At 49.7% G+C, this 24,440-nt stretch carries 26 protein-coding genes and 1 tRNA gene; 10 read left to right on the top strand and 17 right to left on the bottom strand.

Annotation, left to right across the window (positions count from 1 at the left end; translation table 11 throughout):
* Nucleotides 1–33: 33 nt before the first annotated feature.
* The 4 genes from B5D63_RS12210 to B5D63_RS12195 form a co-directional block, all read right to left on the bottom strand.
* Entirely contained in the window at nt 34–3,168 is a 3,135-nt protein-coding gene (locus B5D63_RS12210) for an ABC transporter permease/M1 family aminopeptidase (protein WP_159455996.1), read from the bottom strand.
* On the bottom strand, nt 3,165–4,037 hold the full coding sequence (locus tag B5D63_RS12205; RefSeq protein ID WP_078669079.1) for an ABC transporter ATP-binding protein: 873 nt from the start codon (nt 4,035–4,037) through the stop codon (nt 3,165–3,167). The genes B5D63_RS12210 and B5D63_RS12205 overlap by 4 nt, the downstream gene beginning before the upstream one ends.
* 74 nt (nt 4,038–4,111) lie before the next feature.
* Complete coding sequence (locus B5D63_RS12200) at nt 4,112–4,321, bottom strand: helix-turn-helix domain-containing protein (RefSeq protein ID WP_078669078.1); 210 nt, start codon at nt 4,319–4,321, stop codon at nt 4,112–4,114.
* Between the two features lie 2 nt (nt 4,322–4,323).
* Nucleotides 4,324–4,842 (bottom strand): DUF2975 domain-containing protein, encoded by a 519-nt coding sequence (locus B5D63_RS12195; RefSeq protein WP_078669077.1) that lies wholly within the window; start codon nt 4,840–4,842, stop codon nt 4,324–4,326.
* Nucleotides 4,843–4,992: 150 nt separating this feature from the next.
* Between B5D63_RS12195 and B5D63_RS12190 the strand changes: the two genes are divergently transcribed.
* Together B5D63_RS12190 and B5D63_RS12185 are read left to right on the top strand one after the other, a co-directional pair.
* A complete protein-coding gene (locus B5D63_RS12190) occupies nt 4,993–5,742 on the top strand; it encodes a hypothetical protein (protein ID WP_078669076.1) in 750 nt (249 codons plus the stop codon).
* Nucleotides 5,743–5,751: 9 nt separating this feature from the next.
* On the top strand, nt 5,752–6,609 hold the full coding sequence (locus B5D63_RS12185; RefSeq protein ID WP_078669075.1) for a nucleotidyltransferase domain-containing protein: 858 nt from the start codon (nt 5,752–5,754) through the stop codon (nt 6,607–6,609).
* Between the two features lie 183 nt (nt 6,610–6,792).
* On the opposite strand, the gene B5D63_RS12180 is transcribed toward B5D63_RS12185, so the two are convergent.
* Together B5D63_RS12180 and B5D63_RS12175 are read right to left on the bottom strand one after the other, a co-directional pair.
* Nucleotides 6,793–6,948 carry a hypothetical protein gene (locus B5D63_RS12180; RefSeq protein ID WP_200816993.1) on the bottom strand — a complete coding sequence of 52 codons (156 nt, stop codon included), beginning with the start codon at nt 6,946–6,948 and terminating at the stop codon, nt 6,793–6,795.
* Between the two features lie 33 nt (nt 6,949–6,981).
* Complete coding sequence (locus tag B5D63_RS12175) at nt 6,982–7,476, bottom strand: GNAT family N-acetyltransferase (protein WP_078669074.1); 495 nt, start codon at nt 7,474–7,476, stop codon at nt 6,982–6,984.
* 143 nt (nt 7,477–7,619) lie between these two features.
* Between B5D63_RS12175 and B5D63_RS12170 the strand changes: the two genes are divergently transcribed.
* On the top strand, nt 7,620–8,030 hold the full coding sequence (locus tag B5D63_RS12170) for a TolB family protein (RefSeq protein ID WP_143312885.1): 411 nt from the start codon (nt 7,620–7,622) through the stop codon (nt 8,028–8,030).
* 199 nt (nt 8,031–8,229) lie between these two features.
* On the opposite strand, the gene B5D63_RS12165 is transcribed toward B5D63_RS12170, so the two are convergent.
* The 4 genes from B5D63_RS12165 to B5D63_RS12150 all read right to left on the bottom strand — a co-directional run bounded on the left by B5D63_RS12165 (nt 8,230) and on the right by B5D63_RS12150 (nt 12,139).
* Nucleotides 8,230–10,620, bottom strand: coding sequence for an ABC transporter permease (locus tag B5D63_RS12165; protein WP_078670294.1), 2,391 nt, complete (start codon nt 10,618–10,620; stop codon nt 8,230–8,232).
* 153 nt (nt 10,621–10,773) lie between these two features.
* Entirely contained in the window at nt 10,774–11,103 is a 330-nt protein-coding gene (locus B5D63_RS12160) for a hypothetical protein (RefSeq protein WP_078669072.1), read from the bottom strand.
* Between the two features lie 3 nt (nt 11,104–11,106).
* Nucleotides 11,107–11,487, bottom strand: a complete 381-nt coding sequence (locus B5D63_RS12155; protein ID WP_078669071.1) for a DUF4267 domain-containing protein — start codon at nt 11,485–11,487, stop codon at nt 11,107–11,109.
* A gap of 64 nt (nt 11,488–11,551) precedes the next feature.
* Nucleotides 11,552–12,139, bottom strand: coding sequence for a Crp/Fnr family transcriptional regulator (locus B5D63_RS12150; RefSeq protein WP_078669070.1), 588 nt, complete (start codon nt 12,137–12,139; stop codon nt 11,552–11,554).
* Nucleotides 12,140–12,224: 85 nt separating this feature from the next.
* On the opposite strand from B5D63_RS12150, the gene B5D63_RS12145 reads away from it, so the two are divergent.
* From B5D63_RS12145 to B5D63_RS12135, 3 genes are all read left to right on the top strand, one after another.
* A complete protein-coding gene (locus B5D63_RS12145) occupies nt 12,225–13,052 on the top strand; it encodes a helix-turn-helix domain-containing protein (protein WP_078669069.1) in 828 nt (275 codons plus the stop codon).
* A 70-nt stretch (nt 13,053–13,122) separates the two neighbouring features.
* Nucleotides 13,123–13,605 (top strand): anthrone oxygenase family protein, encoded by a 483-nt coding sequence (locus B5D63_RS12140; protein ID WP_078669068.1) that lies wholly within the window; start codon nt 13,123–13,125, stop codon nt 13,603–13,605.
* Between the two features lie 86 nt (nt 13,606–13,691).
* Nucleotides 13,692–13,766, top strand: a tRNA-Pro gene (locus tag B5D63_RS12135).
* A gap of 102 nt (nt 13,767–13,868) precedes the next feature.
* On the opposite strand, the gene B5D63_RS12130 is transcribed toward B5D63_RS12135, so the two are convergent.
* Nucleotides 13,869–15,347, bottom strand: a complete 1,479-nt coding sequence (locus B5D63_RS12130) for a T9SS type A sorting domain-containing protein (protein ID WP_078669067.1) — start codon at nt 15,345–15,347, stop codon at nt 13,869–13,871.
* Between the two features lie 168 nt (nt 15,348–15,515).
* Here B5D63_RS12130 and B5D63_RS12125 point away from each other — a divergent pair, with 168 nt between their 5' ends.
* The 3 genes from B5D63_RS12125 to B5D63_RS12120 all read left to right on the top strand — a co-directional run bounded on the left by B5D63_RS12125 (nt 15,516) and on the right by B5D63_RS12120 (nt 18,151).
* Nucleotides 15,516–16,127, top strand: a complete 612-nt coding sequence (locus B5D63_RS12125) for a GNAT family N-acetyltransferase (RefSeq protein ID WP_235021521.1) — start codon at nt 15,516–15,518, stop codon at nt 16,125–16,127.
* A 95-nt stretch (nt 16,128–16,222) separates the two neighbouring features.
* A complete protein-coding gene (locus B5D63_RS34640) occupies nt 16,223–16,408 on the top strand; it encodes a hypothetical protein (protein ID WP_143312884.1) in 186 nt (61 codons plus the stop codon).
* Nucleotides 16,409–16,624: 216 nt separating this feature from the next.
* The gene (locus B5D63_RS12120; RefSeq protein ID WP_078669065.1) at nt 16,625–18,151 is read left to right on the top strand and encodes an alpha/beta hydrolase-fold protein; all 1,527 of its coding nucleotides are present in this window, start codon (nt 16,625–16,627) and stop codon (nt 18,149–18,151) included.
* Nucleotides 18,152–18,230: 79 nt separating this feature from the next.
* On the opposite strand, the gene B5D63_RS12115 is transcribed toward B5D63_RS12120, so the two are convergent.
* The 5 genes from B5D63_RS12115 to B5D63_RS12090 form a co-directional block, all read right to left on the bottom strand.
* Nucleotides 18,231–18,965, bottom strand: a complete 735-nt coding sequence (locus B5D63_RS12115; RefSeq protein WP_078669064.1) for a hypothetical protein — start codon at nt 18,963–18,965, stop codon at nt 18,231–18,233.
* Between the two features lie 131 nt (nt 18,966–19,096).
* Entirely contained in the window at nt 19,097–19,645 is a 549-nt protein-coding gene (locus B5D63_RS12110) for a hypothetical protein (protein ID WP_143312883.1), read from the bottom strand.
* Between the two features lie 152 nt (nt 19,646–19,797).
* Nucleotides 19,798–20,433, bottom strand: a complete 636-nt coding sequence (locus B5D63_RS12105; protein WP_078669062.1) for a flavin reductase family protein — start codon at nt 20,431–20,433, stop codon at nt 19,798–19,800.
* A gap of 132 nt (nt 20,434–20,565) precedes the next feature.
* The gene (locus B5D63_RS12100) at nt 20,566–21,096 is read right to left on the bottom strand and encodes an OmpA family protein (RefSeq protein WP_078669061.1); all 531 of its coding nucleotides are present in this window, start codon (nt 21,094–21,096) and stop codon (nt 20,566–20,568) included.
* 523 nt (nt 21,097–21,619) lie between these two features.
* The gene (locus B5D63_RS12090; protein WP_078670293.1) at nt 21,620–22,516 is read right to left on the bottom strand and encodes a glycerophosphodiester phosphodiesterase family protein; all 897 of its coding nucleotides are present in this window, start codon (nt 22,514–22,516) and stop codon (nt 21,620–21,622) included.
* Nucleotides 22,517–22,659: 143 nt separating this feature from the next.
* Between B5D63_RS12090 and B5D63_RS12085 the strand changes: the two genes are divergently transcribed.
* Complete coding sequence (locus tag B5D63_RS12085) at nt 22,660–23,859, top strand: serine hydrolase domain-containing protein (RefSeq protein WP_078669059.1); 1,200 nt, start codon at nt 22,660–22,662, stop codon at nt 23,857–23,859.
* A 38-nt stretch (nt 23,860–23,897) separates the two neighbouring features.
* On the opposite strand, the gene B5D63_RS12080 is transcribed toward B5D63_RS12085, so the two are convergent.
* On the bottom strand, nt 23,898–24,440 hold the full coding sequence (locus B5D63_RS12080) for a hypothetical protein (protein ID WP_078669058.1): 543 nt from the start codon (nt 24,438–24,440) through the stop codon (nt 23,898–23,900).

Below are 24,440 nucleotides of genomic sequence, written 5' to 3'. Positions count from 1 at the left end.
ACGGCCCCCGGGGATTATGCCGGGGGCCGTTTCTTATATCTCCATAAACATTTTTCTGATCTGTGTATGATAGCTGGTTTCGCTGACTGCCAGAAATAGCTGTATCAGGTCCGTGGAAACCGGTTTGGGGAGCGGGTACCGGTGCTGCTGCAGCAATCGCCTCAACGCCAGATTTACCTTCTCTTCCCCGATTAGTTCACTCAGTGCGACCATCACCAGTGCGCCTTTTGAATAAGCGATATGGGTGTTTTGTCCTGATACCTTATATAAGGGCTGATTAATGGTTAATCCTTTCTCCGCCTCATAAATTTGCTGATGTATTTTCAGCCTTTCCCGCATCTTTTCTTTCCCATATTTTTTCTTGTATAACATCATTTCCGTGTACATGGCCAGTGTTTCGGTGAGCATAACGGCTCCTTCCCGGTAGTCCGGGTCTATCTGGCTGTTACCCCACCACTGGTGCGACAGTTCATGCGCAGCGATCTCATGAACTACGTCCTGCTGCCCGTCTGCGCCAACCCTGGCATGAAACAGCATGTCTTCCGTCATGTAAATAACGCCGGGGTAAGCAGTACCGGCGAAACCCCGTGTAAAAGAGGATACTTCGGCAAACGTGATGCTGCTAAAAGGATAGGGCCCGAAATTTTCCCGGCAGTAGTCCAGTGTTTGCCGTGCGCCGGTGATCAGTCGTGTCACATTTTCTGCGTGCCGGGGATGGTAACAAACCACGATGTCAACGCCGTTGTGCCGTTCCCGTTGGATACGATACCTCGCCGATGATACAGCGAAGCGGAACGGCACCGGTACCGGGGGTTGATAACGGAAGTAATTCCTGCCGCCAGCTTTCCATTGAGAGGTCAGCTCGCCGGTACCAATGGCGGTTTGGGAGGAGTCTGTGGAAATAACCATATCCAACCGGATAAAGTCCTGCGGCGCCCTGACGGTATCTTCCAGCTTCGGTACTGCCGTAGCCGCGCCTAATGCATATTGTTGCCGCAGTAAGGTGTCGGTCAGTTCACGGTCTGCCTGGTAGCCGATTCCCGGATAATAGCGGCTGAGGCGCATAAAGGAACCGTTTTCAATAATAGCATTAAACGGCTGATGCCCGTTAATGGCTGACCAGTGATAAGATAGCTCAAAATGAATGGCTGCACTGTCGCCTGATGCCAGTGGGCGTTTTAATGCCAGTTCAGTTACGTGCGGAAGGATAGGGATGGTGTCCGCTGCGGAAATGTAGTCTGCCTGTACAATGTCCGGCGCTTCATCAAAATTGAGTAACACCTTATTAATCGGTACGCTGGCCTTATTTTTTATAACGTAGCTTCCGGTTATCCTATAACGCTGTTGTGCAGGATAGAGGTGGATCTGTGTTGTGACGGCGGTAATTACCGGTTGTGGAATGGATTGATAATGACGGTACTGTTTTTCGTAGCGGGCCGCTGCTGCCTGCTGTGTCTTGTCGTCCCGGGGATGATATGCTTTCATCAAACTCACGGCGGAGAAGGCGCCGATCCCCAGCAACACGGCGGCCAGGCCCCATCGCCTGCCTTTTGAAAGGTCCCTCACTAACCATAGTAGCGCTACTACGCAGGCGCCGAAGAGAAGCCTTTGCGCAAAGAAAAGAGTATAACTGCCATAGCCGTTAAAATCACTGTAGGCGCCGCTGTATCCTGTCAGGAACCGCAATAAAGGTGTCGTTAGCACATAACGTGATAAAGGACCTGCGGGAATGAGTGCTGTTAACATGCATAGTCCCAACGCTATATAGTAATGGCGGGCCCATTGATGCAGCAGCAGTAGCAGGGCTGCAAGCAGCAGCAACGGACAGGTATTGAACAATACGATGCCGCCATAGGCAGCCCCGTCGATATGAGGATAACCATATGCCAGCTGGAATAAGATAGCCTGTAAAATGAGTATGCCGGTGTAACCGCTCAGCAACAACAGGCAACTGCACCAGTGCCCCCATAGTTTGACAGCACCGTGAATAGTTGTTTGTTCCAGTGGCGCCAGCCTGACTATGCTACTTTTCCAGTACAGCTCCTGTATAAAGTACACCAGCAATATCACGCCTGGCAGATGGAAGTTTTTTAAGATAGTGCCGGCCAGCAGCCCGGAACTGGCGAATTGTTGCGGCAAACGGATCCCGCTTTCTACGGCGCCGAAAAATTCCATGCCCATATAAAAAAGCAGGAGGGCCACGCTGGCGGCAAAGGGGATGCTTTTGAGCGTCTGCCGGATATCCATGCGGGTGAAAGACCATATGGCGTGTGCCCGTGTACGTAGGTTGTGCTCGGTGGCTGCCGGAGCGTAGGTACTGGTAGTGCAACTGCCTGCATAGGGAACAGTGCTTACTTTCGGCGGCCGCCGAAAGGTGTAGCTGAACCGTTTGTAACCGATGACTATCAACAGGGCGGATAAAACCACCGTGCCGATCCTGTTGATGAGCAAATAGCCTGACAGCGGCACCAGCTGGGTTTTGCGCTGTATAACCGTGAAATCACGGCTCATGTAAAAGTAAGCAGACAGACCGAAAGGATCTGCCAGCGCAGATATTTGCTGGGCGGACAGCGACTGTGGCGATACCTGGGCCATGAAGGGTGCTCCTGAAAAAAGCAACGCCACCATATACAGTATATACAAGAGCAGGCCGCCCAGCGCCATCATCAGCTTGTTTTTTGTTTGCCATGCCAGAAAAAAAAGCACACTGCATACGAACAAACTGTTGGTCCCTCCAAAAAGAATATAGGCGTAACCGTAATAATGTAAAGCCACCACGCTGCCTGTCCGCAGGTACTGTCCTGCCGCAAAACCGATCGTTATCCACAGAAAACCGGTAGCAGTAAAGGCATACAACGCGAGGAGCCGGCCGGATAGGTAGCGCCCTTTGCTCAAAGGGGTACTGAACAACAAGGTGTCGAAACGGTTGTCCCATTCCCTGAATAGTAACGCAGACGCACATACGGTGGCGATAAAGATGACGGAGAGGCTGAGTATGCCCAATATGAAACCAATACTGTAGGGGGCGTTGGGGCCAACGCCTTCGCCGGCATAGAGATTGAAATGATAGCCGGCAAATATTCCTGAGAGCAACAGCAGCGCGGTGGCAGCATAGGTTGCCACGCTTTTGAAAGACCGAAGGACATCAAACAAAAAAACAGCATTCATGCAGAGCGGCATAAGGTGTGAAAGTAAACATGTTCGAGGGTGGGGGTGGCGGCTGAAAAGCCCGCCGGCTGATGGTCTGCGTACACGGAGATATGCATCTCCCGGGCGATCAGCTGTTGTCCGATAATCGGGTAATGTTCCCGGTACGCAGGCAACGTAGCGGCCGGAATGATCTTCGTCCATACTTTTCCCTGCAGGTCGGCGATCATGGCTTCCGGCGCGCCGGTGGCCAGCAGTCTTCCCTGCCGGATGATGGCCATCCGGGAACAGAGATTCCGCACATCTTCCACCAGGTGCGTGGAGAGAATAACGATCATCTCCCCGCTGATGTCGCTGAGCAGGGTATTGAAACGGTTCCGCTCTTCGGGGTCCAGGCCCGCCGTAGGCTCGTCTACAATGATCATCTGCGGGTGACCGAGCAGCGTCTGCGCCACGCCAAACCGTTGCTTCATGCCGCCGGAAAAAGTATGTACGGCTTTGTGCCGCATATCATAGAGGTTCACTTTCGCCAGCAGGTCCAGTATTTGTGTTTTCCGTTGCCTTGCATCGTTCACGCCTTTCAATACAGCAAGATGCTGTAACAGGTCATAGGCGGACACTTTGGGATATACACCGAAGTCCTGCGGTAAAAAGCCGGTCTGTTTTCTGAGGGAAGCCGGGTTGTCTACAGCGTCTTCACCATTGAAAGTGATTTTTCCGTGATGGGGCCGTTGCAGGCCCACAATGGTTTTCATCAGGGTGGATTTGCCTGCGCCATTGGGGCCCAACAGTCCAAACATACCATTGGATACATCCAGCGAAATGTTTTGCAACGCTTTTACCCCGTTGGCATAGGTGACGGACAACTGATCGATATTAAGTCTGTTCATGACATAAATGTTTGGGCAATACAATTCCGGGCAATGAACTTCATTGCCTTTTTTGAGCGTATGATATGGATGCATTATGCTTCTGGTCTGTATTCCAGGATGTCGCCGGGCTGACAGTCGAGGATCTGGCAGATCGCTTCGAGGGTGTCAAAACGGATGCCTTTGGCCTTTCCGGTTTTCAGTATCGATAAATTTGCCGGGGTGATGCCCAGCCTCTCTGCCAATTCTTTGCTTTGCATTTTTCGTTTGGCAAGCATTACGTCGATGTTTACGATAATTGGCATAACTATATAAATAAGTCCTGTTCTTTTTGTAATTGTAAGCCCTGTGTGAAGATCGCGGCCAGGAAATAGATGAAGATGCCCAGGAAAAAATGAACGATGACCAACAACCAGACGTCTTTTCCTATTTCTGTGAAAGGCCTTGACAGCAAGGCCGCCGCACCGGGTATGAACACATTGAAAATATAAAATCGCCGCAGGTGGATGACGTTCTGTGAAGAAAACAGCCTGGGCTGGTGAAATACTTTGAATACTTCCGATGCCAGCCAGAAAAAAAGGCTGTAGAGCACCAGTGGCAACAGGAAAGAAAAAATGATGTAGGTGGGGGCGGTATCAATGATCAGAAAGGGGCTGCTGGTAAAGGGAAACAGGATGTCAACGAACGCCGCTCTCCCTGCTGTGGGCCGTACATTCCATCCGGTCAGCAAACAAATAACGGCATAGATGATCATTAACAGGTAGCCCAGGGCCAGCGCCCTGCTGATGTAGAACAATATTTTCGAGATGATTTTGGTACGACGCATTTTACCGGGAATTTAAATTGATACACCAAAAATAATAATTAATTATTGTAAAACAATAATTAATTAAAAATTTAAAACAGCGTTACAGCAAAATTGTCTTCCGGGATTGTGTGCTACTTTGTACCTTTCCCGCTTTAAACGGAAATTATTATGAGCAACTTTTCAGACATCGGTTTTGATATTAACACGGAAGAAGAATTTCAGGACTTGCTGGAGAAGACGTATCATGAAAGCACGCTCATCAGGGTGAATGGCGGGACTTATGCCGTGTATGCGGATGAATCGGGTGCGGAGCTGTGGATTCAGCTCAATAACGCGAACGAATGTATTGGCGCAAATCCGCACTACAAAGGAAACAGCCGGAGGAAGGTTTGTCTGACCGCCACTGTAGAAAGGCCGGAGAACCCGCTGGACGGTGGTTTTTACGCCTGGGCTGCACCGGCGGAGCAACAGCAGCCGGAAAGCGGGCTTTATCCTTTTGTATTCGACGTGCCTGATTTCAAAGCGCTGGAGCCGGTGTCCTTTCCTGCCGATGTTGAAATTCAGCTGACTGCTTTTGCACAGGATGTGCAGCTGTATGAAGACGAAGCGGCCTTCGACGCTGCACAAACAAAAGAACCCAGGTTTGCGGTACAGTCATTTATTCCCAGCGGATTGTTTTCGGGATCTGACGAAGGAAAACCTGCCACTCCGGAGGCGTTTGGTTTTTTTACGGGTACTATCCAACAGGTGGAAGGCAGGAGGAATGCCCTGACGGGGCAAATCTTCTATGTGCTGCTGGTAGACACACTCGGCGGAGGGATAGATGTGGTGGCGGATGCCGGATTTTTCGAAAAGCCGCCGGTAATTGGTGAGATCATCCAGGTGGAATGTTGGCTGTCCGGTCAGTTAATTAATTAACCAGTAATCATGCATTTACCGGAAAATAAACAACAACTATTAACACAAATCGCCAATGATCTGCAAAAGGTGGAGGGGGTGGCAGCTATTGTGCTGGGTGGTTCTTATGCCGCAGGGATGGCATCAGATCAGTCTGATCTGGATATCGGGATTTACTATCATGCAGATAAGCCGTATAGCATAGAAGATATCAGGAGCACAGTAGCGCGGTATGCGGTGAGTCCTGCCACGGTGACTGGCTTCTACGAGTGGGGGCCCTGGGTGAATGGTGGCGCATGGACGATGACAACTGCGGGGAAGGTGGATTTTTTATACCGGAATATACAGCAGGTGCAGGAAACCATTGACAAAGCACTGCGGGGCGTGTGGGAAAATCATTTTGAGCAGCAGCCTCCTTATGGTTTTTCTTCTGTCATCTACCTGGCGGAAGTCAATATTTGCCGGCCCTTATATGATCCTGCCGGCGTATTGGCGGCGTGGAAGGAAATGGTATCGGTGTACCCGCCGGCGTTGAAGGAAACGATCATCCGGGAATCGCTGTGGTCGGCCGATTTCACCCTCTGGCAAACCGCCGGCTTTGCGGAGAAACAGGATGTGTATAATACGGTTGGTTGCCTGGCCCGTGCGATGAAAAATATAATGGCGGCATTGTTTGCGATCAACGAACGTTATCCGCTGGGAGATAAGAGAGTGATGGCGCAATTACAGGGTGCCGGCAAGCTGCCGGTTGATTTGCAGGAAAAAGTGGAAGCCGCTTTATGCGTATCCAGGGCGACGATCACAGCAAATGTGGAGCGGCTGAAGGCGCTGCACCAGGAAGTGGTACAGCTGTCGGACGGGCTTTACAAACCGTTATATCAATTATAGCATACAGGAAAAGCAGCCATACCGGCTGCTTTTTTTATGTAGTTGTCAGACGAAGAATATTATTGTTGTGATACCCTGTAGTTGAGCGCGGCGGTGGTGCCGGAAGTCACATCGATGGCAACGCCGCTGATTTACCGGCCATACCGGACGCCAGGAATACGGCCATTTGCGTGATGTCTTCCATCAGCCTGCGGCTTTTATCCGGTCTGCTGTTTGTTGGACAGAAGCCAGCCGATGGCCGGTTAAAAATACACGTGCGTCGGCCTGTGCCGCTGCTACAGCGCCGCCCAATGAGCCGCCTGCGCCATAAATAACAGCATTTTTGTTCCTGAGTAGCATGAGCGTAGAAGATTTTCAATGTGATAGACATACTTAAGTCAGCAACTTTTCAAACAACAGCAGTTCTTCGCCGTTGTACTGAATTGTTTCGCTGTAATGTAATCCCAGCTTTTCAAGTAAGTGGATAGAACGTTTGTTGTCCGGCAAAGTAGTTGCCAGGATATGGCTGTGCGTCTTGTCTTGTTTTAAATCCTCCAGTAAGGCTGATGCGGCTTCAAAGGCATAACCCTGGCTGGCATGTTCGGGCAGGAAGGCGAAGCCGATATCGTGATGCGGCAGGTAGGCCCGCTTGATGACGGTAACAATCCCCAGCGGCTGCTGGTCGTGTTGCCGGCATACCACCCTGAAATCCGTGTCGGGATTGTCGATCACCCGTTGTATGTAACCAATGGCATCGTCGATATGATGTACATGCCGGTCGCCGATAAACTGTTTCCAGGCAGGGGTATTCACCAGTACAAATATAAAGGCAGCTTCATGAGTCGTGATGGGTTGTATGAATAGTCGTTCGGTTTGCAATGTCTCCATCTTGGGAATGCTGTTTCAACGAACTTACAATTTTTACGGAAAAATCGTAAAAGGATTACATGAGAAGTTGATTTAAAATATTTTATAATGTAAAATTTTCATTATATATATTGTGGGTTCAACCTAAAATGCAAACTTATAATATGAAAAAGCTCATCCTTGGTTCTTTCGCCCTGTTGATGTTTTCAGCTTCCATGCTGATATTCCAGATCAGTTGTAAAAAGTCTGCAGAAGCGGAAACACCTGTGGTACCGTTAAACAACAAAGTCGTTTTCCTACAGTACCGTCATAATGTAGGAACTGAAATCTGGATGATGAACTATGACGGCACCGGAAAGGTAAAAGTAAATGTTGCACTGAGCGCGGGCCAGTCTATCAATGACGAAGTGCGCCTTTCACCGGATGGCAGAAAACTTTTTTTCATCGTGTCATCAGGCAGTAACGAAACCTATAAGGAAGATCTTTATTCCTGCGACATCGACGGCCGGAATCTGAACAAGCTGTATGACATGCCGGCAGGTAGCGGTAATACAATATTGGGCAGCGTTAACTAACGCTGAAGGATATACGGAAAAAGGCCGGTGCGGTGCGCCGGCCTTTTTTATGATCATTAGAGATCGGGAAGCGCAATGTTAACGGGCTTGTCAGTGCTCTGGCGGCAACAGTGGCCGTCATAAAAAAGGGCGCCTGTAAAAGACACCCTGCTGTATAATACTTCTAACATACCTGCGTTCGCTTTTTAACGCAATATTTTTACTCGCCTCTCAGGCTTTTGATAAGATTGATGTTGATGGTGCGGATTGCCTGAATACTCACAGTGCCAAGGGCAATCATCACGGCCAGCAGGCCCGACAGTGCAAACGTCCACCAGCTGATGCTGGTCTTGTAGGCAAATTGCTGTAACCACTGATGCATGGCATACCAGGCCAGCGGCACGGCAATCAGGAAGGCGATACCCACCAGCGACATGAAGTCGGCAGACAGGACGCGGAACAGGGAAAGACTGCTGGCGCCCAGCACCTTCCGGATACTGATTTCTTTGGTTTTCTGTTCGGCGGTGAAAACAGATAATCCCAATAATCCCAGACAGGAAATAAAAATTGCCAGTACTGCGAAGATAACGGACAACCGGCCAATTACCTGCTCACTTTTATACAGCCGGTCATATTCAAGGTCGGAAAACTGATAACTGAATGGATACCTTGGGTTTAGCTGTTGGTGTAATTTTTCCAGGGCGCTCAATGCCTGCCGTGTTTTGCCCGGTTGTATCCGCACCAGGAAACTGCCTGCCTGGAAAGTGCCGAAAATACCGCTGACGCGGCTGTGGTCCAACCGTAAGATCAGCGGTTCTATCTGCTTGTGCAGCGACTGGAAATGGAAGTCTTTGACCACACCAATGATCTGTCCTTTTTTACCCCAGAAACTGAGCTGCTGCCCGACCGGCTCTTTGAATCCGATTTTTTTGGCGGCGGTTTCATTCAGCACATAACTCACGGAATCGGTAGCAAAATCCCGGGAGAAATCTCTGCCAGCCGTTAATTGCAAATGCATGGTCTTCACAAAATCATATCCCACGGTGGAGTGATTGAAATAGGATTTTACATTGGGGTCGCGGCCCTCCCACTCAACACCGTTGGTCTGAAGGCTCAGATCGGTGGGGCTCCCCAGCATCTGGCTGACGGCCATCACGCCCGGCAGTTGAAGCGCCTCCTGTTTAAATACCGTTTTCTGGGCTGCCAGATCGCCTTCTACAGGAATGTAGACAAGGTTTTCCCGGTCGTATCCCAGCTTGGCGGCCTGTATGAAATGTATCTGACGGGACACCAGAATGGTGGAGATAATGAGGATGATAGACAGGGTAAACTGAAAGGTGACCAGCCCTTTTCTCAACCACAGACTGCTGCCTTTTTGCTGCAACTGCCCCTTCAGCACTTTGACAGGATTAAAGGACGACAGGAACAGGGCCGGGTAGCTGCCGGCAATAACGCCGGTGAACAGCGTGAGTCCTGCGAGAGAAATCCAGAAAAGCGGCTGCCGCAGCGGTAGCACAATGGCTTTGCTGGTCAGCTGGTTGAATGCCGGCAGTACGAGTATGACCAGCAGCAACGCCAGTATGCCTGCCAGAAAAGCGATCAATACCGCCTCTCCGATGAACTGGCGTACCAGTTGGCCGCGCACGGCACCCATCGCTTTGCGCACACCTATCTCCTTTAGCCGGTTGGCAGAGCGGGCGGTGGTCAGGTTCATAAAATTAATACAGGCGATCAGCAGGATAAACACCGCCACCAGGCTAAACAGTTTGACATAGGTGATGCGGCCGCCGCTGATTTTCCCGTTTTCAAACCGGGAATGCAGATAACGTTCATCATAGCGTTGGAGGCCCAGTTCAGCGTGGTAACCGGGATTCTCACGGTTATAGGTGCGCAGGAAGCTGACAATCTTTTGCTCCAGCAGTGCGGCACTGGCGCCCGGGCGCAGCATGATGATGGTTTCGGGGCCGTTGTTGCCCCAGTCGAGCAACCAGCTGTTTTCCTTTTTCATGGCCTCCCAGTTGAGCAGGAAGTCAAACCGCTGCGACGCATTCGCCGGCAGGTCTTCAAATACTGCGCTCACGGTAAAGTCCGTACGGTTATCATACCGGATTGTTTGATGCATGGCTTTCTCCGGGCTGCCGAAGAAAGCGGTGGCCATTTTCCGGGAGATAGCGATATTTTCCGGGGCGTTCAGCGCTTCGCGGGCAGAGCCTTCCAGCAAAGGATAGCTGAATATCTCGAAGAAATCGGCGCCGGCTGCCCGTCCTTCTTCCCGCTGTATTTTATCGCCGGAGGCAAAAGCTTTGGTGCTGGCCCATCCCAGGCCGGAAGCTTTTTCTATTTCCGGCATGGTGCGCTTCAGCTCTTCCGCCAGCAGGCCGGGCGTCTGGTAGCCGCCGTCAATGGAACCCTCGTGGTATAGTCTTTTGTACACACTGTAGATCTGTGTGCTGTTGGCATGGAAAGCATCAACGCTCCTTTCGTCCTGCACCCACAGGAAAATCAGCAGGCTGCAGGCGATGCCCAGTGTGAGCCCGGCAATATTGATAATGGAAAATCCTTTGTGTTTCCACAGATTCCTGGTGGCGATCCTGAAATGACTCCGAAGCATGATGGAAAATTTAGACAGTGCTGCCACTAGGATGGTGCCATTTTGCCGTTCTGTTGATTGTCAGGTAGTTACAGCGCTATGAAAACAGTAGTACGTCCGGTTTTGATACAGTAGTACGTCCGGTTTTACATAGATACGGTGTTTTACCGGTATTTACACCCGGACGACTGCAATGAGTGCCGCCAGCAAGGTGAGGCCTGTCAGCCAGTAATAGGCCGTCCGCGTAAAAGGCTTGTCTGCGTAGCGGCCGTTCAGCACCGTGATCACCCCGAATATCAGCAGCTTGGGCACTACCTTGTAATAGTTGATGGCCGGGTATTTCAGCGCCGCCAGCGCGATGCCGGTGAGCAGGATTATGATGCCCAGTATTAACCCGGTTTTGTTCCGCGGAATGGTGACATCTTTCCATAAAGAGGCGAGGATAAAGAGGTAGCCGGCGAAAGCGCCGAAGTGTATTAACAGCAGGATATTGAAAAGCAGCATGGATCAGGATTTAGCGGTCGTGCGGATATAATGGAAGCCGAGTATCAGGCAGAGTACTACGGCGATGGCGTGCGGGTACAGGCGGGCCGTTTCATAGTCCGCATGGCTCATTACGATGGAGAAATCTACCATGGGAATGATGCTGCCGGCGAGCAACAGGAAGCCGGCTGCCCGGAATTCCCGCGCCAGTAGCAGGATCACGATGATGACGCCGGTAAACAGGTCACGGATGCCTTTGATGTAATGAAAGGAATAATCGCCGCCGGTAGCGGTGTGGATGCCAAAGGCGGTTTCGGCCGGCATGGGCAGCAGCAGGAAACGGGCGCCGATAAAGACCAGGAGCAGGCCGGTGAGCAGGGTAAGGTAATAGAATAACTGTTTCATATGCTTTGTCGTTGAATGTTGAAGCAAAGCTATGACGACGCTGAAACCTGTCCGTTCACCTGGGTTAATAAATCTGCCGGGAAGCCATTCTTTTGCGGATACGGCTCAGGGACGGCGGTTTTACACCTACAAAAGAGGAAACGTAGTACTGCGGGATACGATGCTGCAAGCCGGGGTAGTCGGCCAGGAACTGCAGGTACCGTTGCTCAGGCGAATCTGCGTAAAGAGAGGCTATTTTTTTGATGGCATATACGTAGAGCTGCTCGCATACCAGGCGGCCGAAACGTTCGCCCTGTTTTACGCCGGCGTATAGCCGTTGCAGGTCTTCATGGGAAATAGAGAGCACTTCGCTGTCTTCCATAAACTGGATATTGCTGGCCGAAGGGGAATGGTCCAGGAAGCTGCTGTAATTACACATGAAGTCGTTTTCTTTACCGAAATCATATAGCTGTTCCTCTCCGTTGGCGTCTGTGGCATAATAACGTACGAGTCCGCTGTTGATAAAGCCCACGGCCCTGCATACCTGGCCTTCCCGCAGAAAATAATCCTGTTTGTTATACTTTTTGAACGTAAAAAGCGAAGTGATAAAAGCCTTTTCCGCCGTGTCCAGCGGTATGATGTTTTCGATAGCCTGGATAACCTGTTGATACATGCCTTAAAGTTAAGGATGTTATCAGCTTTACAGATAATTTTCCGGCGCATTTAAGCTATCTTTCTTTTTGTGTAATTTTAGGGAGATGAAAATCGCAGATACCCATATCCGGTACGAACTCATTCCGGCGCCTGCACACCTGCAGGCTTACATCCGTTATTTCTGGACGCTGGAAGGCGACGATCCGCAGGCGCTGGCCAAAGCATTTGGCTCGCTGGTGGATGGTTGTCCGGGCCTGATTTTTCAGCGCCCTGATGCCGGCGCTTTTATCCGGGAAAGTAAAAAATTGCCGGAAATGTTCCTGTACGGCCAGACCACCAAAAACGTGGAACTTGCGTCGTTGGGGGCTGCCAAAGCTACCGGCGTCATCTTTCAGCCTAACGGCCTGAAGTCTGTATTCGGCCTCAACGCAGGTGAACTGACCAACGATTGTGTGGACGTACACCTGCTGCCCGGCCATCACCACCTGCCGGAACAGCTGACGGCTGCTGGTTCCACCACCACGCAGGTAGACATCCTTTCCGCCTGGCTGCACAACAGGATCACCGGTAACGGCGTGTCCACTGATCCGCAGGTAGACTATGCCGTGGCGCAGATAGCCGCTGCCAACGGCGCCATTTCCCTCCGCGATCTGCAGGAGAAGCTGCAGCTGACAGAACGTACTTTTGAAAGGCGGTTTAAAGAACAGGTGGGCATCACCCCCAAATTATTTTCCCGTATTTGCCAGTACCAGGCCTCTCTGCACCAGCTGAAAAGCAGCGACTACAACAAACTGTCAGACATCGCCTTTGAAAACGATTATGCCGACCAATCCCATTTTATCCGCTCTTTTAAAGAATTTACCGGCTGCTCCCCCTATCAGTTCCAGAAGTTGCTTGATGAAACCGGGGAAGAAATGCTGAGGCTTAAATAGCCCCTTGTCGGTTTTGTTCAATTTTAACAATCCTGCCTGCCCTAGCTTTGGGGTATAAATCATTCATGCTATGAACGCAAAACAGATCGTACTCGTACTCGCTGTGCTGACCACCGGACTGCTGACCGGTATATTTTTCGGATTTGAAGTCTCCATTAACCCGGCATTTGCCCGTCTGAATGATGCGGCGTACATCACCGCTATGCAGGCTATCAACGATGTGATCGTTAACCCGGTGTTTATCTTCGTTTTCCTCGGCGCCGCCATCTTCCTGCCGGTAGCTGCTTTTCAGCAACGGGGCCGGAGGAAGGGGCTGTTATGGATCGCCGCTGCGCTATATATCATCTTTGTACTGGGCATCACCTCCGTCTGCAATGTGCCGCTGAACGACGCGCTGGCGAAAGTATCCGTGTCCGGCGCTTCCGCAGAGCAGCTGCATGCCGCCCGCGAACAGTTTGCAGGGCCGTGGAACATGTGGCATACCATCCGTACCTATGCCGGTATTTTAGCTACCGTTATCGCAATTGCAGCCTGCCTGCGAAAAGAGGCCTGAGCGGATTTTTTTTCGAAGAATTTGGTTTTGTGAAATTTATACCTACATTTGCATCCCGATTTACCGGAAACGGTATTCCGTCGGAACGGGGCGTAGCGTAGCCCGGTTATCGCGCCTGCTTTGGGAGCAGGAGGTCGCAAGTTCGAATCTTGCCGCCCCGACGGATAAAAGAGCCATCTGAATATTCAGATGGCTCTTTTTATTTAAGCTGATATGACTTCTTGTCCTCCAAATCGTATCCCTGTATATCGCGGCGCAGGGTGTTAATTACGATGTATGACAACTTTCTCTTTATAGATTTTTCCATCTTTCGTCATTACCTGTAGAATATAATTTCCAGATGATACGGAAGACGGCAAGTTTATTACCGGGTTGGCCGTGTTGATTTTGAAGACTTCTTTTCCGGATATATCCGTTAGCGTGATGAGATTACTGCCGGGATCGAGTTTGGTTTTAATGATGATCAGGCCGGTTGTTGGATTAGGGTACAGTTGGAGCGACTGTTTTTTCTTTACACCAGCGGTTAAACCTACCGGATGAATGTTTGACAATAGCTGGCCTGTAGAGTCGGGGACCTGATAGGAGCTCCAGTAAGTGGCTACTTCCTGGTCTGTTAAGGCGCGGTCATAAAAAACCAGATCGTCCAGGTATTGTTTATTGAGTGTTACAGAGGCCATGACCGGGATCTCGAAACTATCCTTTGGAGGCCTGTCGCCATTTAACCGGAGAGATCCGTTAAGGTAGTATGACATGACGTCGTTTTTGAACGTAAGGACTGTATGATAATATTTATCGGCATTCGGAGGAGGTGCCGCGGCATCAGGAATGACAACGTGATGGCCTGTAACTGGCGGCTGATATATTACAGCGGTTGCTATTTTATTATTATCGGATCGTTGTTGGATTAGCCAATAATCATAGATTATCTCTATAGAGGATCCGTCATGTATACTTTTGGTCCAATAGGCAATGGTAAATTCCTCACTCTTTCTTGGCAAGGTAGGCATTGTAAGGGCGGCGTTGGTAAGACTAGTATCTGCTACCGCTATTTTGCAGATAGCATTGTCGGTATACGCAAGACGGTGATTAACAGCATTGAAACGATTGGGAGAAACATCATTGGTGTTCAGGTCCAATGGGTAATAGGCTAATGGATTGGGGGGAGGTGTAGTACAGTGATTGGTGGGGAGCGTTTGATAATAGGCGTAGTATATTCTTAAGCTATCACCCAGCGATAGCAAGCCACCATTGAGCTCGATGCCCACATGGTCAAAGTTCTTAGTGGTAAAGAAGGTGTAGGTAAACCGGGTAGAGTCTGCATTGTAACCGATACTGGTACTGTCAATGGTGCGGGAATCCCCATTGATATTAGCGCCTTGAAATGTTGCAATACTAACACGCCCCAGTAACTTTAGGGAAAATCCTTTGCCCCGGCCCAGACCGACCACGATTTTGGAAAAGGGGGCTGTCTGCATTTGCGGAAAGCCGAGCAGCTGCGTAATGGAACCTCCCAATGCGCTGGTATTGATCACTATGGTCGCATAATCATTTTCATTGCTGCCAACGCTGCCCTGAGGATTGAGTACCTGGCAGCTTCCGCAGCCGCTCACCTGTTCAACGGTCTGTGAACTGGCGTATATTTTAGTTTGGGAAACCGCTGGAATGTAAAAGCATACAGACATGAATATAGTGATGACTGTACTCTTCAGGAGTAAGAAAGGAACGGGTATTGTTTTTTTCATGGGATGTAGATTTAACTCATTGATGAATAGTTAGGGTAAGCGGGTTGTACGATGATTAAAATTGCCGGGATAACAGGAAACAACCTACTAAAAGTAGGAATTGGGATAGGAAGGTATAATGCAGGGAAAAATAATGTCCTTTGTCGGGTCTTCTAAAGCTGCTGCTAAATGTTTTATCAACTTCGCGGAAATGTTTTCTTTTGTCCTTTGTTATTACATTTTCTGGTAATAGAAATTGTTGTTGAAAAACTGTACCTTAATACTGTTATTAGTGGTAAACAAATCAAGGTAAGTATTATGCCAGAGCATCCCAACATCACTCTCCGCAAAACAGTTCTTGCTGATTTAGAAATTTTCTTCGTCTTTCAGCTCGACCAGGAAGCCAATCACCTGGCTGCATTTACTTCGAAAGATCCGACAGACAAAGCCGCTTACATTCAGAAATACACTAAACATGCACAAGACCCAACGATCAACATGTGTACGATCTTCATGGATGATGTTATCGTGGGCAGCATCGCCAAGTTTGAAATAGAAGGCCAGGCGGAAATAACCTATTGGATCGACAAAAAATACTGGGGACAAGGAGTGGCCACCAGTGCGCTGAAAGCCCTTTTAGCTAATGAGCCGGCCAGGCCTATTTTGGGTCGTGTGGCATTTGATAACCTGGGATCGCAGAAGGTAATGGAGAAATGTGGTTTTATAAGAATAGGAGAAGACAAAGGTTTTGCCAATGCCCGGCAGGCGGAGATAGAAGAGTATATCTACAAGCTGATGTAATTACTGTCGTCTCAACTTATCTACGTTTATTTTTTTCTATGTTGACCCAACCTTTCTGTTGATGTCTGCTGTTTACCTTTGTAAACGACTTTTCCATGAGATATCCCCTTTGTTTTTTAGCGGTAGTACCGGGTATTTGCTGCGTGATGGGTTGTAAGAAGGACATGAGCCAGGTGGTCCGTGAAGCGCTGGCCGCGGAAAAAGCGGCTAAGCTGGCAAGCGATTCGGCGCCCTCGTCCGGACAGTTCCGCGATGAGATAGCGTGTATACTATCACGTTAGGAGACGGTATGCTTTGCTACATTTGCCGGCAGAAGGAAGAGAAAGCAGCAGAAATATAATTGCTGAAAATGCTACGGATAAGGTAAAAGCAATCGAAAAAATCTTATAAATGATTGAACAGATATGCTTAAGTTTAAGCGAATAAGACAGGCAAAATCCCTACCAGCTTGTCCTGTTGGCGACGGAATGCCTTAACAGGCATTAAACACCACCCACATGAAAAGTAAACTGTTTTTATTTTCTGCCTTTTTGATATTAATGTTTGGCCCGGCTGTCCTGCACGCACAAGACACGGTATGGAGAGTATTTGACAGCGGAAGACTTGATTCACTGAATTCCACCATCTTAAAAGAAAAAAGGTTGATTCAGGTATTTGTCCCGCCAGCCTATAAGCCCGGTAGCGCTGATAAATATGATGTGCTGTATGTACTGGATGGCGGTAACTGGAACACGGGATTGATCCTGAAAATACGCCGGTTCCTGGAAGACGAACGCTATATACCACCCATGATTATCGTCAGTATCATGGGAATAGACCGTAACAAAGACCTCACACCTACCCGGCTCGAAGGTTGGAGGACCTCCGGCGGGGCCGCAAACTTCCTCGCTTTTATCAGGGACGAACTGATTCCTCATATCAATAAAAACTACCCTTCTAATGGGGATAATACGCTGTGGGGCCATTCGTTGGGAGGCTTGTTTGTAATCAATGCGCTGCTAAATGCCCCGCAGACATTTAAATCCTACATCGCTGTTGATCCCAGCCTTTGGTGGGATCACTGTTACATCCAAAAGATAGCACCCGGTAAACTGCCCGCGGTGGCAGGTTCAAATACTACGTTGTTCATTAGCGGTCGGGAAGGAAAGGATGGCGCTGGCATGAAAATCGATAGCATGAATCTTGTCCTGCAGCAGGCTGCCCCGGCAGCACTGAGCTGGAAAAGCATCGCCTATCCGGATGAAACGCATAGCTCCGTGAGGCTGAAAAGTATATACGATGGACTGAAGTTCTCGTACGGATGGCAAAATGGGAACATTGACTTCCATCCGCGGAGCGGTATCATCCGCAAGAACGACACTATAAAGCTTTGGTATTTCGGCGATACTGCCAACGTTCGGTATACGCTCAATGGATCAGAACCGACGCTGGCATCGGAGATAGTACAGCCGGAAATGCTGCTGACAGATGCCGCTACGGTTACTATAAAGCAGTTCACCCACCGTGCCCGTTATGACAAGGTGAAATCCGGAGCTTTCGTGGTGGGAAAAACGCTGCAGCCGGTATCGAAGCCTGCCCATATACAGCCTGGAGGCTTTCGGTATGCTTACTATGAAGTAGACTCTTCTCAGTTTGAGCAACTGAAGGGGTTGACACCGCAACGAACAGGTATCACGGACAGTACTTTCAACCCGGGAGAATTTCCCCGGAAAAATAACTATGCGCTACTGGTCGATGGATGGCTGGAGGCCAAAGAAGAAGGTTACTACATTTTTGTGCTCGATGCTGACACAGATTCCAGGTTATATCTGAATGACCAGCTGCTGATACGATGGGTTGGTTCTTCCGCCAATAAGACATCGTCTTATATTTTACCGCTGAAAAAAGGCTTTTATCCGTTCCGGCTGGAATACCTGCATAAAAACGAAGATTTTGGTTTAAGACTGAGTTATGTTATTCCGAGTGCCATCCAGGCCAAAAATCCAACGCCGATTCCTGTAAATCTGCAATATAGCCGCCGGTAGGCGGTGACCGTAATAAAAAAGGCCCCCGCCACGGCTGCTGCCTGTGAGCCGCGGCGGGGGCCAGCAAATAACTGTGTGCTTAGAAATTAGTCGACAGATAGTTATTGCAGTTAGGATCGGAGCTGGATAATGTACCGGCGTTGTAAGGAGGACGGCTGGTATTGCAGTATTTAGCTTCTGCTGATACTGCAAGATATTCTGCCTGGTTGCTCAATACATAAGATCCTGCCGGGTAGACATTAGAGTAGCGGCAGTTCTGCCACAGATTGTAAATAGTGCCATTGTTGAAACCGCCGGATATCCACCTGTCATGCAGATAGTGGATCAGTTCGTGGAAGATAACATTACCGGGACCGGTGTGTACGTTACGGTAAACACTGAAGTTTACGATATATACGTTCCCGTTAGTATAGAACAGGTCTCCCTGCCCCGGGGCGTTATACACGTTGATAACCGCGCCGGTCATCCTGGATTTGGTGGTGGAAGTAGTGCTGGTGGTGTACAGTTGATCGATTTCGCCATTGACCAGTGCCTTGATGTCATTAGGCACAGTACCGTAATAGTTAACGTTAAATGAACGGTAGCTGGCAGCTGCTACCATGCCGGTGGCTTCACCTTTGGCATTTTTGTTTTTGTTGAAGAGGTCGATAATCTTTTGCCGTTCTGGTGTGATGGTAAGGTGGTCTTCAACAAGTTGCTCGACGGGTTTTTCCGGGGCTACAGCAGGTTGATCTGCTTTTTTACAACCATACTGGATGGTGATGGTTAACAGCAGGGCAATAGCTGACTTAACCAGGGTTTTGGTGTGTCTCATTGGTAAGATTTTGGGTGAAGTTTTAAACTTGCCTGAACGGGCCAGGCAAGTGGGTTTCAAAAATCACACAATGCTACAAACTAAAACTGCTATCTGACATCAATTGCAGCCTGTTGACAGCCTGTCATCGATTAAAATGTGACGCCGAGAATGAACACGTTGGTACTCACCTGCTTGTTGTCCAAATTCACGATCTCATCATTGATTTTAATATCGCGGGGATATTTATAGGTGTACCCACGGTATAAATAGGATGCATATATGCCGAACTTATTGAAATGCCGGATGATACCGGCTCCCACCCCATAAAAATGTTTGCCGGTTTCATTGAAGGTGGTCATTTGCTCTATGCCGGACGGAGCCGTCAGATTCTGTACTTTTTTTACGTTGTAATTGTTGTAGCCAAATTGTCCCGATGCATATGGGGACCAGTTTTCCAGCCGGTATTTGATTTTTAGATCGAGGAATACAGGAATCATGGTATGACCATCAAAGGACGTGAGTTCCACCGCCGGGCCGATGTTGACAAGGTTCCAGAGTTCCACATTGCCGGCAAGGCCACCGCCGAAGGCGCCATCATGTATCATGCCGTAGGCATAACCATATAAAAGTTTATCATTTTGCTGCGCAATGCTGAAAGCTGGCATTAGCATTAACAGTAGGAGCAATTGTTTTTTCATGGTGACCAGTTATTTAAAGATGATCAGGGAGCCCTTATTTAACAGACGGACGGCGGATATTGTTGCCCTGTAAAAAGGGAACCATAGCGCTGTCTGCTATGGTTCCCCAAGATAATACAACAGACCGCAGGCACACCGGTACTGTTTCGCGCTTATTTGTATAAACGCTCGGGTATCTGCGCCAGCGTGGACGGGTGTACTTTGTCGCCCAGTCCGTAAAAATGCTGAAAGCTCATGATGAGCGGGCGCCATTTGTCAGGGTCTACCCGGTCGGGATCACCATCCAGCAGAATGGTTGTGTCGAGGTGTACCTGGCGGATTTTCAGTTCAAAAGTGATAATCCTTCCGTATTGCGCCGGGTCGTCCTGGCCAAGGCGGTGAACGGCCGTCACCGTGGCTTCCAGCTGCACAGGGCATTCTGCTGCACGGGGTGCGGCTACGGTTCCCGGAGCGATGGGGGTTAATCCGGCTAAGGCAAATTTATCTTTTACATACCGGTAGCCCCGTTGCTGTTTCTTCTCTGGTACCGGATCTGCCCCTGTGGTCAGTGCGAGGCGGTCTACCGCAGCAGCTTCGGCCACGGAAGGAAGGTTCAGTACACACTCGCGGGTGCGTAACAGGTTTTGTGCAGTCAGTGAGGTACTTCCCAATCCGATCATACAGCGCCATCCCAGCCAGAAGGCGGATGACATGGGGGCTAGGTTGTAACTGCCGTCTTCATTAACAGTGCTGACCAATACGACGGGGGTACCGAAATACAGGATAGCGGTATGGCTGTCTACATGCATGGCAAATTCATTTATCCGTCAAAGTTGGCGCTTTGCGCCTGCCGTAGAAACCCGTTTCTTGCCTTTCCCTTAAAGGCATAAAAAAGGGCCGCATCCTTGCGGATACGGCCCTGGTATCGATCGATATATCGTTTATTCCTTTACTTCATAGAGGATCACAAATTCCACCCTCCTGTTTTTAGCTTTACCCTCTTCGGTGTTGTTGGTGGCAATGGGATGACGGTCTGCCAGGCCCCAGGTAAACATACGGTCGTCGTTTACTTTGAACTCGCTCAGCAGGTCTTTGGCACGTTTAGCACGGTTCTCCGACAGTTCACGGTTATAGCTGGAAGAGCCGGTGCTGTCCGTGTGCCCCGTTATAAGGATCTTGGTTTTGTTGTATTTGTTCAACACATCGGCAAAATGTTCAAAGGTGGGTTTAATCTCGGGTTTCAGTTCGTCAGAAGAAGAGGCGAACAGTACGTTGTTGGGGAAAATTACTTTCAGGCTGTCTCTGATAATGCTTACTTCCGCTTCGTTCAGCACATTTTTCAGTTCCTTGTACTGTTTAGTCATATATGCATGCGGACTGGCGCTTTTCTTTGATGAGGCGCAGGAAGCCATAAAAGTAACGGCCAGCAAAGCGTATACCCAGTAACGTGAGGTCATTAACATTCTTTTCATATCCTGTTTATTTGGCTGCAAAGGTATCTAAATTTCAGATTATCAACTTGTTGTGATGATTATCTATAATATCTAAATAAAAATATATGTAAGCAAATTGTTTACCGGTTCTTATGAATGGTTTCCGGATAACCTGTTTGTTCGAAGTTCTCTTGTGCCAGGCAGATGGCTCCCGGTTTGGGTATTAAATGTGTGGGTATAACAATATTTGTGAGCATTTTGTTTGCAGCCGCCAGGTGTGCGGCTGTAAGAAGATGATACTTGCGTTGGAAGACGTTCATGTGTGTTTACAACAGACATACGTTGTTTACCAGGCTGTTGAGGTCGCCCGCTCCGGAGGACATTTGCTTATGTTGGGCCGGCAGAGCGGGGGGATTGCCTGCTTTCAGGCACACCCGCCAACGGCGGGAGCCGGATAAGTGAGCATGGCTTCCCCTGATGGCAATAGGCTAATGTCCGTGTCGGGACATTAGCCTATATTATGATCGGGACCCGAAGCTTTCCGCGTTTCCGAAGAAAACAATCAGCGTTGATAGCTGCCAGCGATTTTAATCAACCGGTCAGGATAGTTGGTGATGATGCCATCAACGCCCAGGGATAGCATCTGCAGCAGGTCAGTTTCTTCGTCTACTGTCCATGGCAGCACCTTTACTTTTTTTGTATGCGCTTCTTTTATTAATTCCGGTGTCACCAGTTTAAAATTGGGGCTGTAGATATCAGGCACGAAACCCAGTTCGGCGATGTTGGCCGCGAAAGACTGCTGGTTGCCAATGAGCAGTGCTGTTTGTTGTCTAGGCCATTTTTTATGTAATGCCTGTAAGGTTCTGATGTCGAAAGATTGAATAGTCACCCTGCGGGCGATCTTTTTCTGCTGAAGTACTGCCATCACCTGCTCAACAAATACGTCCGGCGCCGGATTATATATGCCATCGCCATCGGGGGATGACTTGGTTTCCATGTTATAATACACTGGTTTCAGCCCATGCTGTTTTACATAAGTTTCCACACTGTCAATCAGATCAGCCAGCAGCGGACGGTGCACATTCATTTTCTGCTGCTGCGGAAACCGGGGATGCGGTTTCGTACCAGCATCGTACTGACGGATACTGTCGTAGGTCATGGAAAACAGCGCCAGTTTTTTCTGTTCTGCTTTTGTGATATCGCTGCCATCGGGCTTCCGCATAAAATCTGCTGACATGTAGGCATCGTGTGATACCACTACCTTATTGTCTGCCGAGATGACGCAGTCCAGCTCCAGGGTACGGGCGCCCAGTTTAACAGCGTTGAGCATGGCCGGAATCGTATTTTCCGGCATCAGTCCCATACCACCGCGGTGGGCCTGTACATCCGTTTTCTGTTGGGCGTTGCTGTGAATTCCGAGAAGACTTCCTCCCAGCAATAAAACAAGGATACGTTTCATATCTGTCATGATTTTTTTGAATCTGCCCCAAGATACAATATTCGTTTCCCCGATAATAGCCTATCAGCATGACAGATGGGAATCATAAACTAAATTTAACCGTACATCCCGCTTTCATTATCTTGGTATGATAAAAAGAAACGATGTTTTGCAGCATAATGTTGGCCACGGGCCTCTTGATATACTCACCGGCAACAGTCGCAATGGCGGCCGGTAATGGCTGTGCGCCGGTCATCATGCCACATCCTGCGATCTGCGCATCCGCTGCGGCAGACAGTATGATATCACCTCACACCCTGCAGAAAGCAGACAGCATTATCCGGGCTTTTATGGCGCAATACCAGGTGCCGGGGATGGCTGTGGCCATTACCCGCAAGGGTAAATTGGTGTATGCCAGAGGGTTTGGTACGGCCGACCGTAGTACCGGTGAACAGGTAACGGCAGAGAGCCGTTTCCGTATCGCCAGTGTGTCTAAAACGATAACGGCAGTGGCTATACTTAAACTGGTAGAAGCCCAAAAGCTCTCCCTGGGGGATAAAGTATTTGGTCCCGGCGGCCTGTTGGGCACCACGTACGGCAGCAAGCCCTACAGCAGCCGGCTACAGGCTATCACCGTGCAACACCTGCTGCAGCATACCGCCGGTGGCTGGTCCAATAATGCCAACGATCCTATGTTCAGCCACCCCGAATGGCCGGCAGATACCTTGCTGGCCCACACGATTGACCAGCAGCCACTGGAAAACGATCCCGGTGCGGTATATGCCTATTCCAATTTCGGATACTGTGTCCTGGGACGTATCATAGAGAGGGTAACGGGCAAAAGCTACGCTGCCTATGTACAGGAAGCAGTGTTGCAACCAGCCGGCATCCGGCACATGGAGATCGGCGGCAACACGCTGGCAGACAGAAAACCCGGAGAAGTGGTATACTACGGGCAGCTCGGCCAACGTCCCTACAGTTTCAATCTCTCCAGAATGGACGCCCATGGCGGCTGGATAGCATCGGCCACCGGCCTCGCCCGTTTCCTCACTGTCGTGGACGGTTTCTCCTCCCGCCCGGATATCTTGTCTCCCGCGACTGTTAAGGCGATGACAACCGGCTCGGAAGCAAATGCCGGCTATGCGCTCGGATGGGCCGTGAATGCCTGGAACAACTGGTGGCATGCCGGCTCTCTGCCCGGTACCGCCAGCGAGATCGTACGTGCGGCCAACGGTTTTAACTGGGTAATACTATGCAATACCCGCACTGATAAATCTTTTTTCAATGATCTTGACGGGCTGGTATGGAAGGTCGTCAACGACCGCCAGCTGGTGTGGCCGGACGTGGACCTCTTTATGCAGTAGCGGCAGCATCCGGAAGGATACCGGCTATTGCCGCTGACTTACTCCTTCAGTGCCAGTAGGGTATCATTGATCCGGTTAATCCGCCGCTGCCACAATTGCCATAACAGCACCATTTGTATCGCCATAATAATGCCGGCACCGGCCAGCAGCCAGTATTTGGGCGTAGTCCACCTGATGCCGCTACAAAAGAATAGCAGTATGCCGCACCAACCCAGGATGCGTGAACCTACCGATAGCCAGGCATATTGTTTTAACTGCCGCACTTTTTGCTGCAGGGATTGTACGATGTCCGGTGCTTTCAGTTGCCCGGCAGCCAGCAGGTAGCCATTGACATGCTGCACCAGCATACAGGCTACCGACAGTACCAGTATAATATTCAGGTACAGCGGCCTGTTGTGGCCGTCAAAAAAGTCATAATACACCAGCAGGAACAGGATGTAGCAACCGCCTTCCAGTATCAGCTGCCGGCGGATACGGGACATGACGGGGTGCCCGCCCCTGGTACGCATCAGCCCCGACAGGTCGTCGTGCGCTGGTAGCTTTGCCTGTTGCCAGGCTGCCTTTAAAGGATCATTTGTCAT

Origin of the sequence: Chitinophaga eiseniae, assembly GCF_900167135.1 — a bacterium.
GTDB lineage: Bacteria > Bacteroidota > Bacteroidia > Chitinophagales > Chitinophagaceae > Chitinophaga > Chitinophaga eiseniae.
Note: the sequence above shows the minus strand (reverse complement) of the source record. Positions and strands in the feature narration are given on the sequence as shown.

Bases quoted from the DNA above. Each gene is read 5' to 3' on its own strand.
- B5D63_RS12165 (WP_078670294.1), bottom strand. From the start codon at position 10,620: ATGCTTCGGAGTCATTTCAGGATCGCCACCAGGAATCTGTGGAAACAC.
- B5D63_RS34640 (WP_143312884.1), top strand. From the start codon at position 16,223: ATGAGATATCCCCTTTGTTTTTTAGCGGTAGTACCGGGTATTTGCTGC.
- B5D63_RS12200 (WP_078669078.1), bottom strand. From the start codon at position 4,321: ATGCCAATTATCGTAAACATCGACGTAATGCTTGCCAAACGAAAAATG.
- B5D63_RS12115 (WP_078669064.1), bottom strand. From the start codon at position 18,965: ATGAGACACACCAAAACCCTGGTTAAGTCAGCTATTGCCCTGCTGTTA.
- B5D63_RS12100 (WP_078669061.1), bottom strand. From the start codon at position 21,096: ATGAAAAGAATGTTAATGACCTCACGTTACTGGGTATACGCTTTGCTG.
- B5D63_RS12110 (WP_143312883.1), bottom strand. From the start codon at position 19,645: ATGAAAAAACAATTGCTCCTACTGTTAATGCTAATGCCAGCTTTCAGC.
- B5D63_RS12090 (WP_078670293.1), bottom strand. From the start codon at position 22,516: ATGAAACGTATCCTTGTTTTATTGCTGGGAGGAAGTCTTCTCGGAATT.
- B5D63_RS12120 (WP_078669065.1), top strand. From the start codon at position 16,625: ATGAAAAGTAAACTGTTTTTATTTTCTGCCTTTTTGATATTAATGTTT.
- B5D63_RS12085 (WP_078669059.1), top strand. From the start codon at position 22,660: ATGTTTTGCAGCATAATGTTGGCCACGGGCCTCTTGATATACTCACCG.
- B5D63_RS12170 (WP_143312885.1), top strand. From the start codon at position 7,620: ATGAAAAAGCTCATCCTTGGTTCTTTCGCCCTGTTGATGTTTTCAGCT.
- B5D63_RS12190 (WP_078669076.1), top strand. From the start codon at position 4,993: ATGAGCAACTTTTCAGACATCGGTTTTGATATTAACACGGAAGAAGAA.
- B5D63_RS12205 (WP_078669079.1), bottom strand. From the start codon at position 4,037: ATGAACAGACTTAATATCGATCAGTTGTCCGTCACCTATGCCAACGGG.
- B5D63_RS12080 (WP_078669058.1), bottom strand. From the start codon at position 24,440: ATGACAAATGATCCTTTAAAGGCAGCCTGGCAACAGGCAAAGCTACCA.
- B5D63_RS12130 (WP_078669067.1), bottom strand. From the start codon at position 15,347: ATGAAAAAAACAATACCCGTTCCTTTCTTACTCCTGAAGAGTACAGTC.
- B5D63_RS12155 (WP_078669071.1), bottom strand. From the start codon at position 11,487: ATGAAACAGTTATTCTATTACCTTACCCTGCTCACCGGCCTGCTCCTG.
- B5D63_RS12160 (WP_078669072.1), bottom strand. From the start codon at position 11,103: ATGCTGCTTTTCAATATCCTGCTGTTAATACACTTCGGCGCTTTCGCC.
- B5D63_RS12185 (WP_078669075.1), top strand. From the start codon at position 5,752: ATGCATTTACCGGAAAATAAACAACAACTATTAACACAAATCGCCAAT.
- B5D63_RS12175 (WP_078669074.1), bottom strand. From the start codon at position 7,476: ATGGAGACATTGCAAACCGAACGACTATTCATACAACCCATCACGACT.
- B5D63_RS12195 (WP_078669077.1), bottom strand. From the start codon at position 4,842: ATGCGTCGTACCAAAATCATCTCGAAAATATTGTTCTACATCAGCAGG.
- B5D63_RS12140 (WP_078669068.1), top strand. From the start codon at position 13,123: ATGAACGCAAAACAGATCGTACTCGTACTCGCTGTGCTGACCACCGGA.
- B5D63_RS12150 (WP_078669070.1), bottom strand. From the start codon at position 12,139: ATGTATCAACAGGTTATCCAGGCTATCGAAAACATCATACCGCTGGAC.
- B5D63_RS12180 (WP_200816993.1), bottom strand. From the start codon at position 6,948: ATGCTACTCAGGAACAAAAATGCTGTTATTTATGGCGCAGGCGGCTCA.
- B5D63_RS12145 (WP_078669069.1), top strand. From the start codon at position 12,225: ATGAAAATCGCAGATACCCATATCCGGTACGAACTCATTCCGGCGCCT.
- B5D63_RS12105 (WP_078669062.1), bottom strand. From the start codon at position 20,433: ATGCATGTAGACAGCCATACCGCTATCCTGTATTTCGGTACCCCCGTC.
- B5D63_RS12125 (WP_235021521.1), top strand. From the start codon at position 15,516: ATGTTTTATCAACTTCGCGGAAATGTTTTCTTTTGTCCTTTGTTATTA.
- B5D63_RS12210 (WP_159455996.1), bottom strand. From the start codon at position 3,168: ATGAATGCTGTTTTTTTGTTTGATGTCCTTCGGTCTTTCAAAAGCGTG.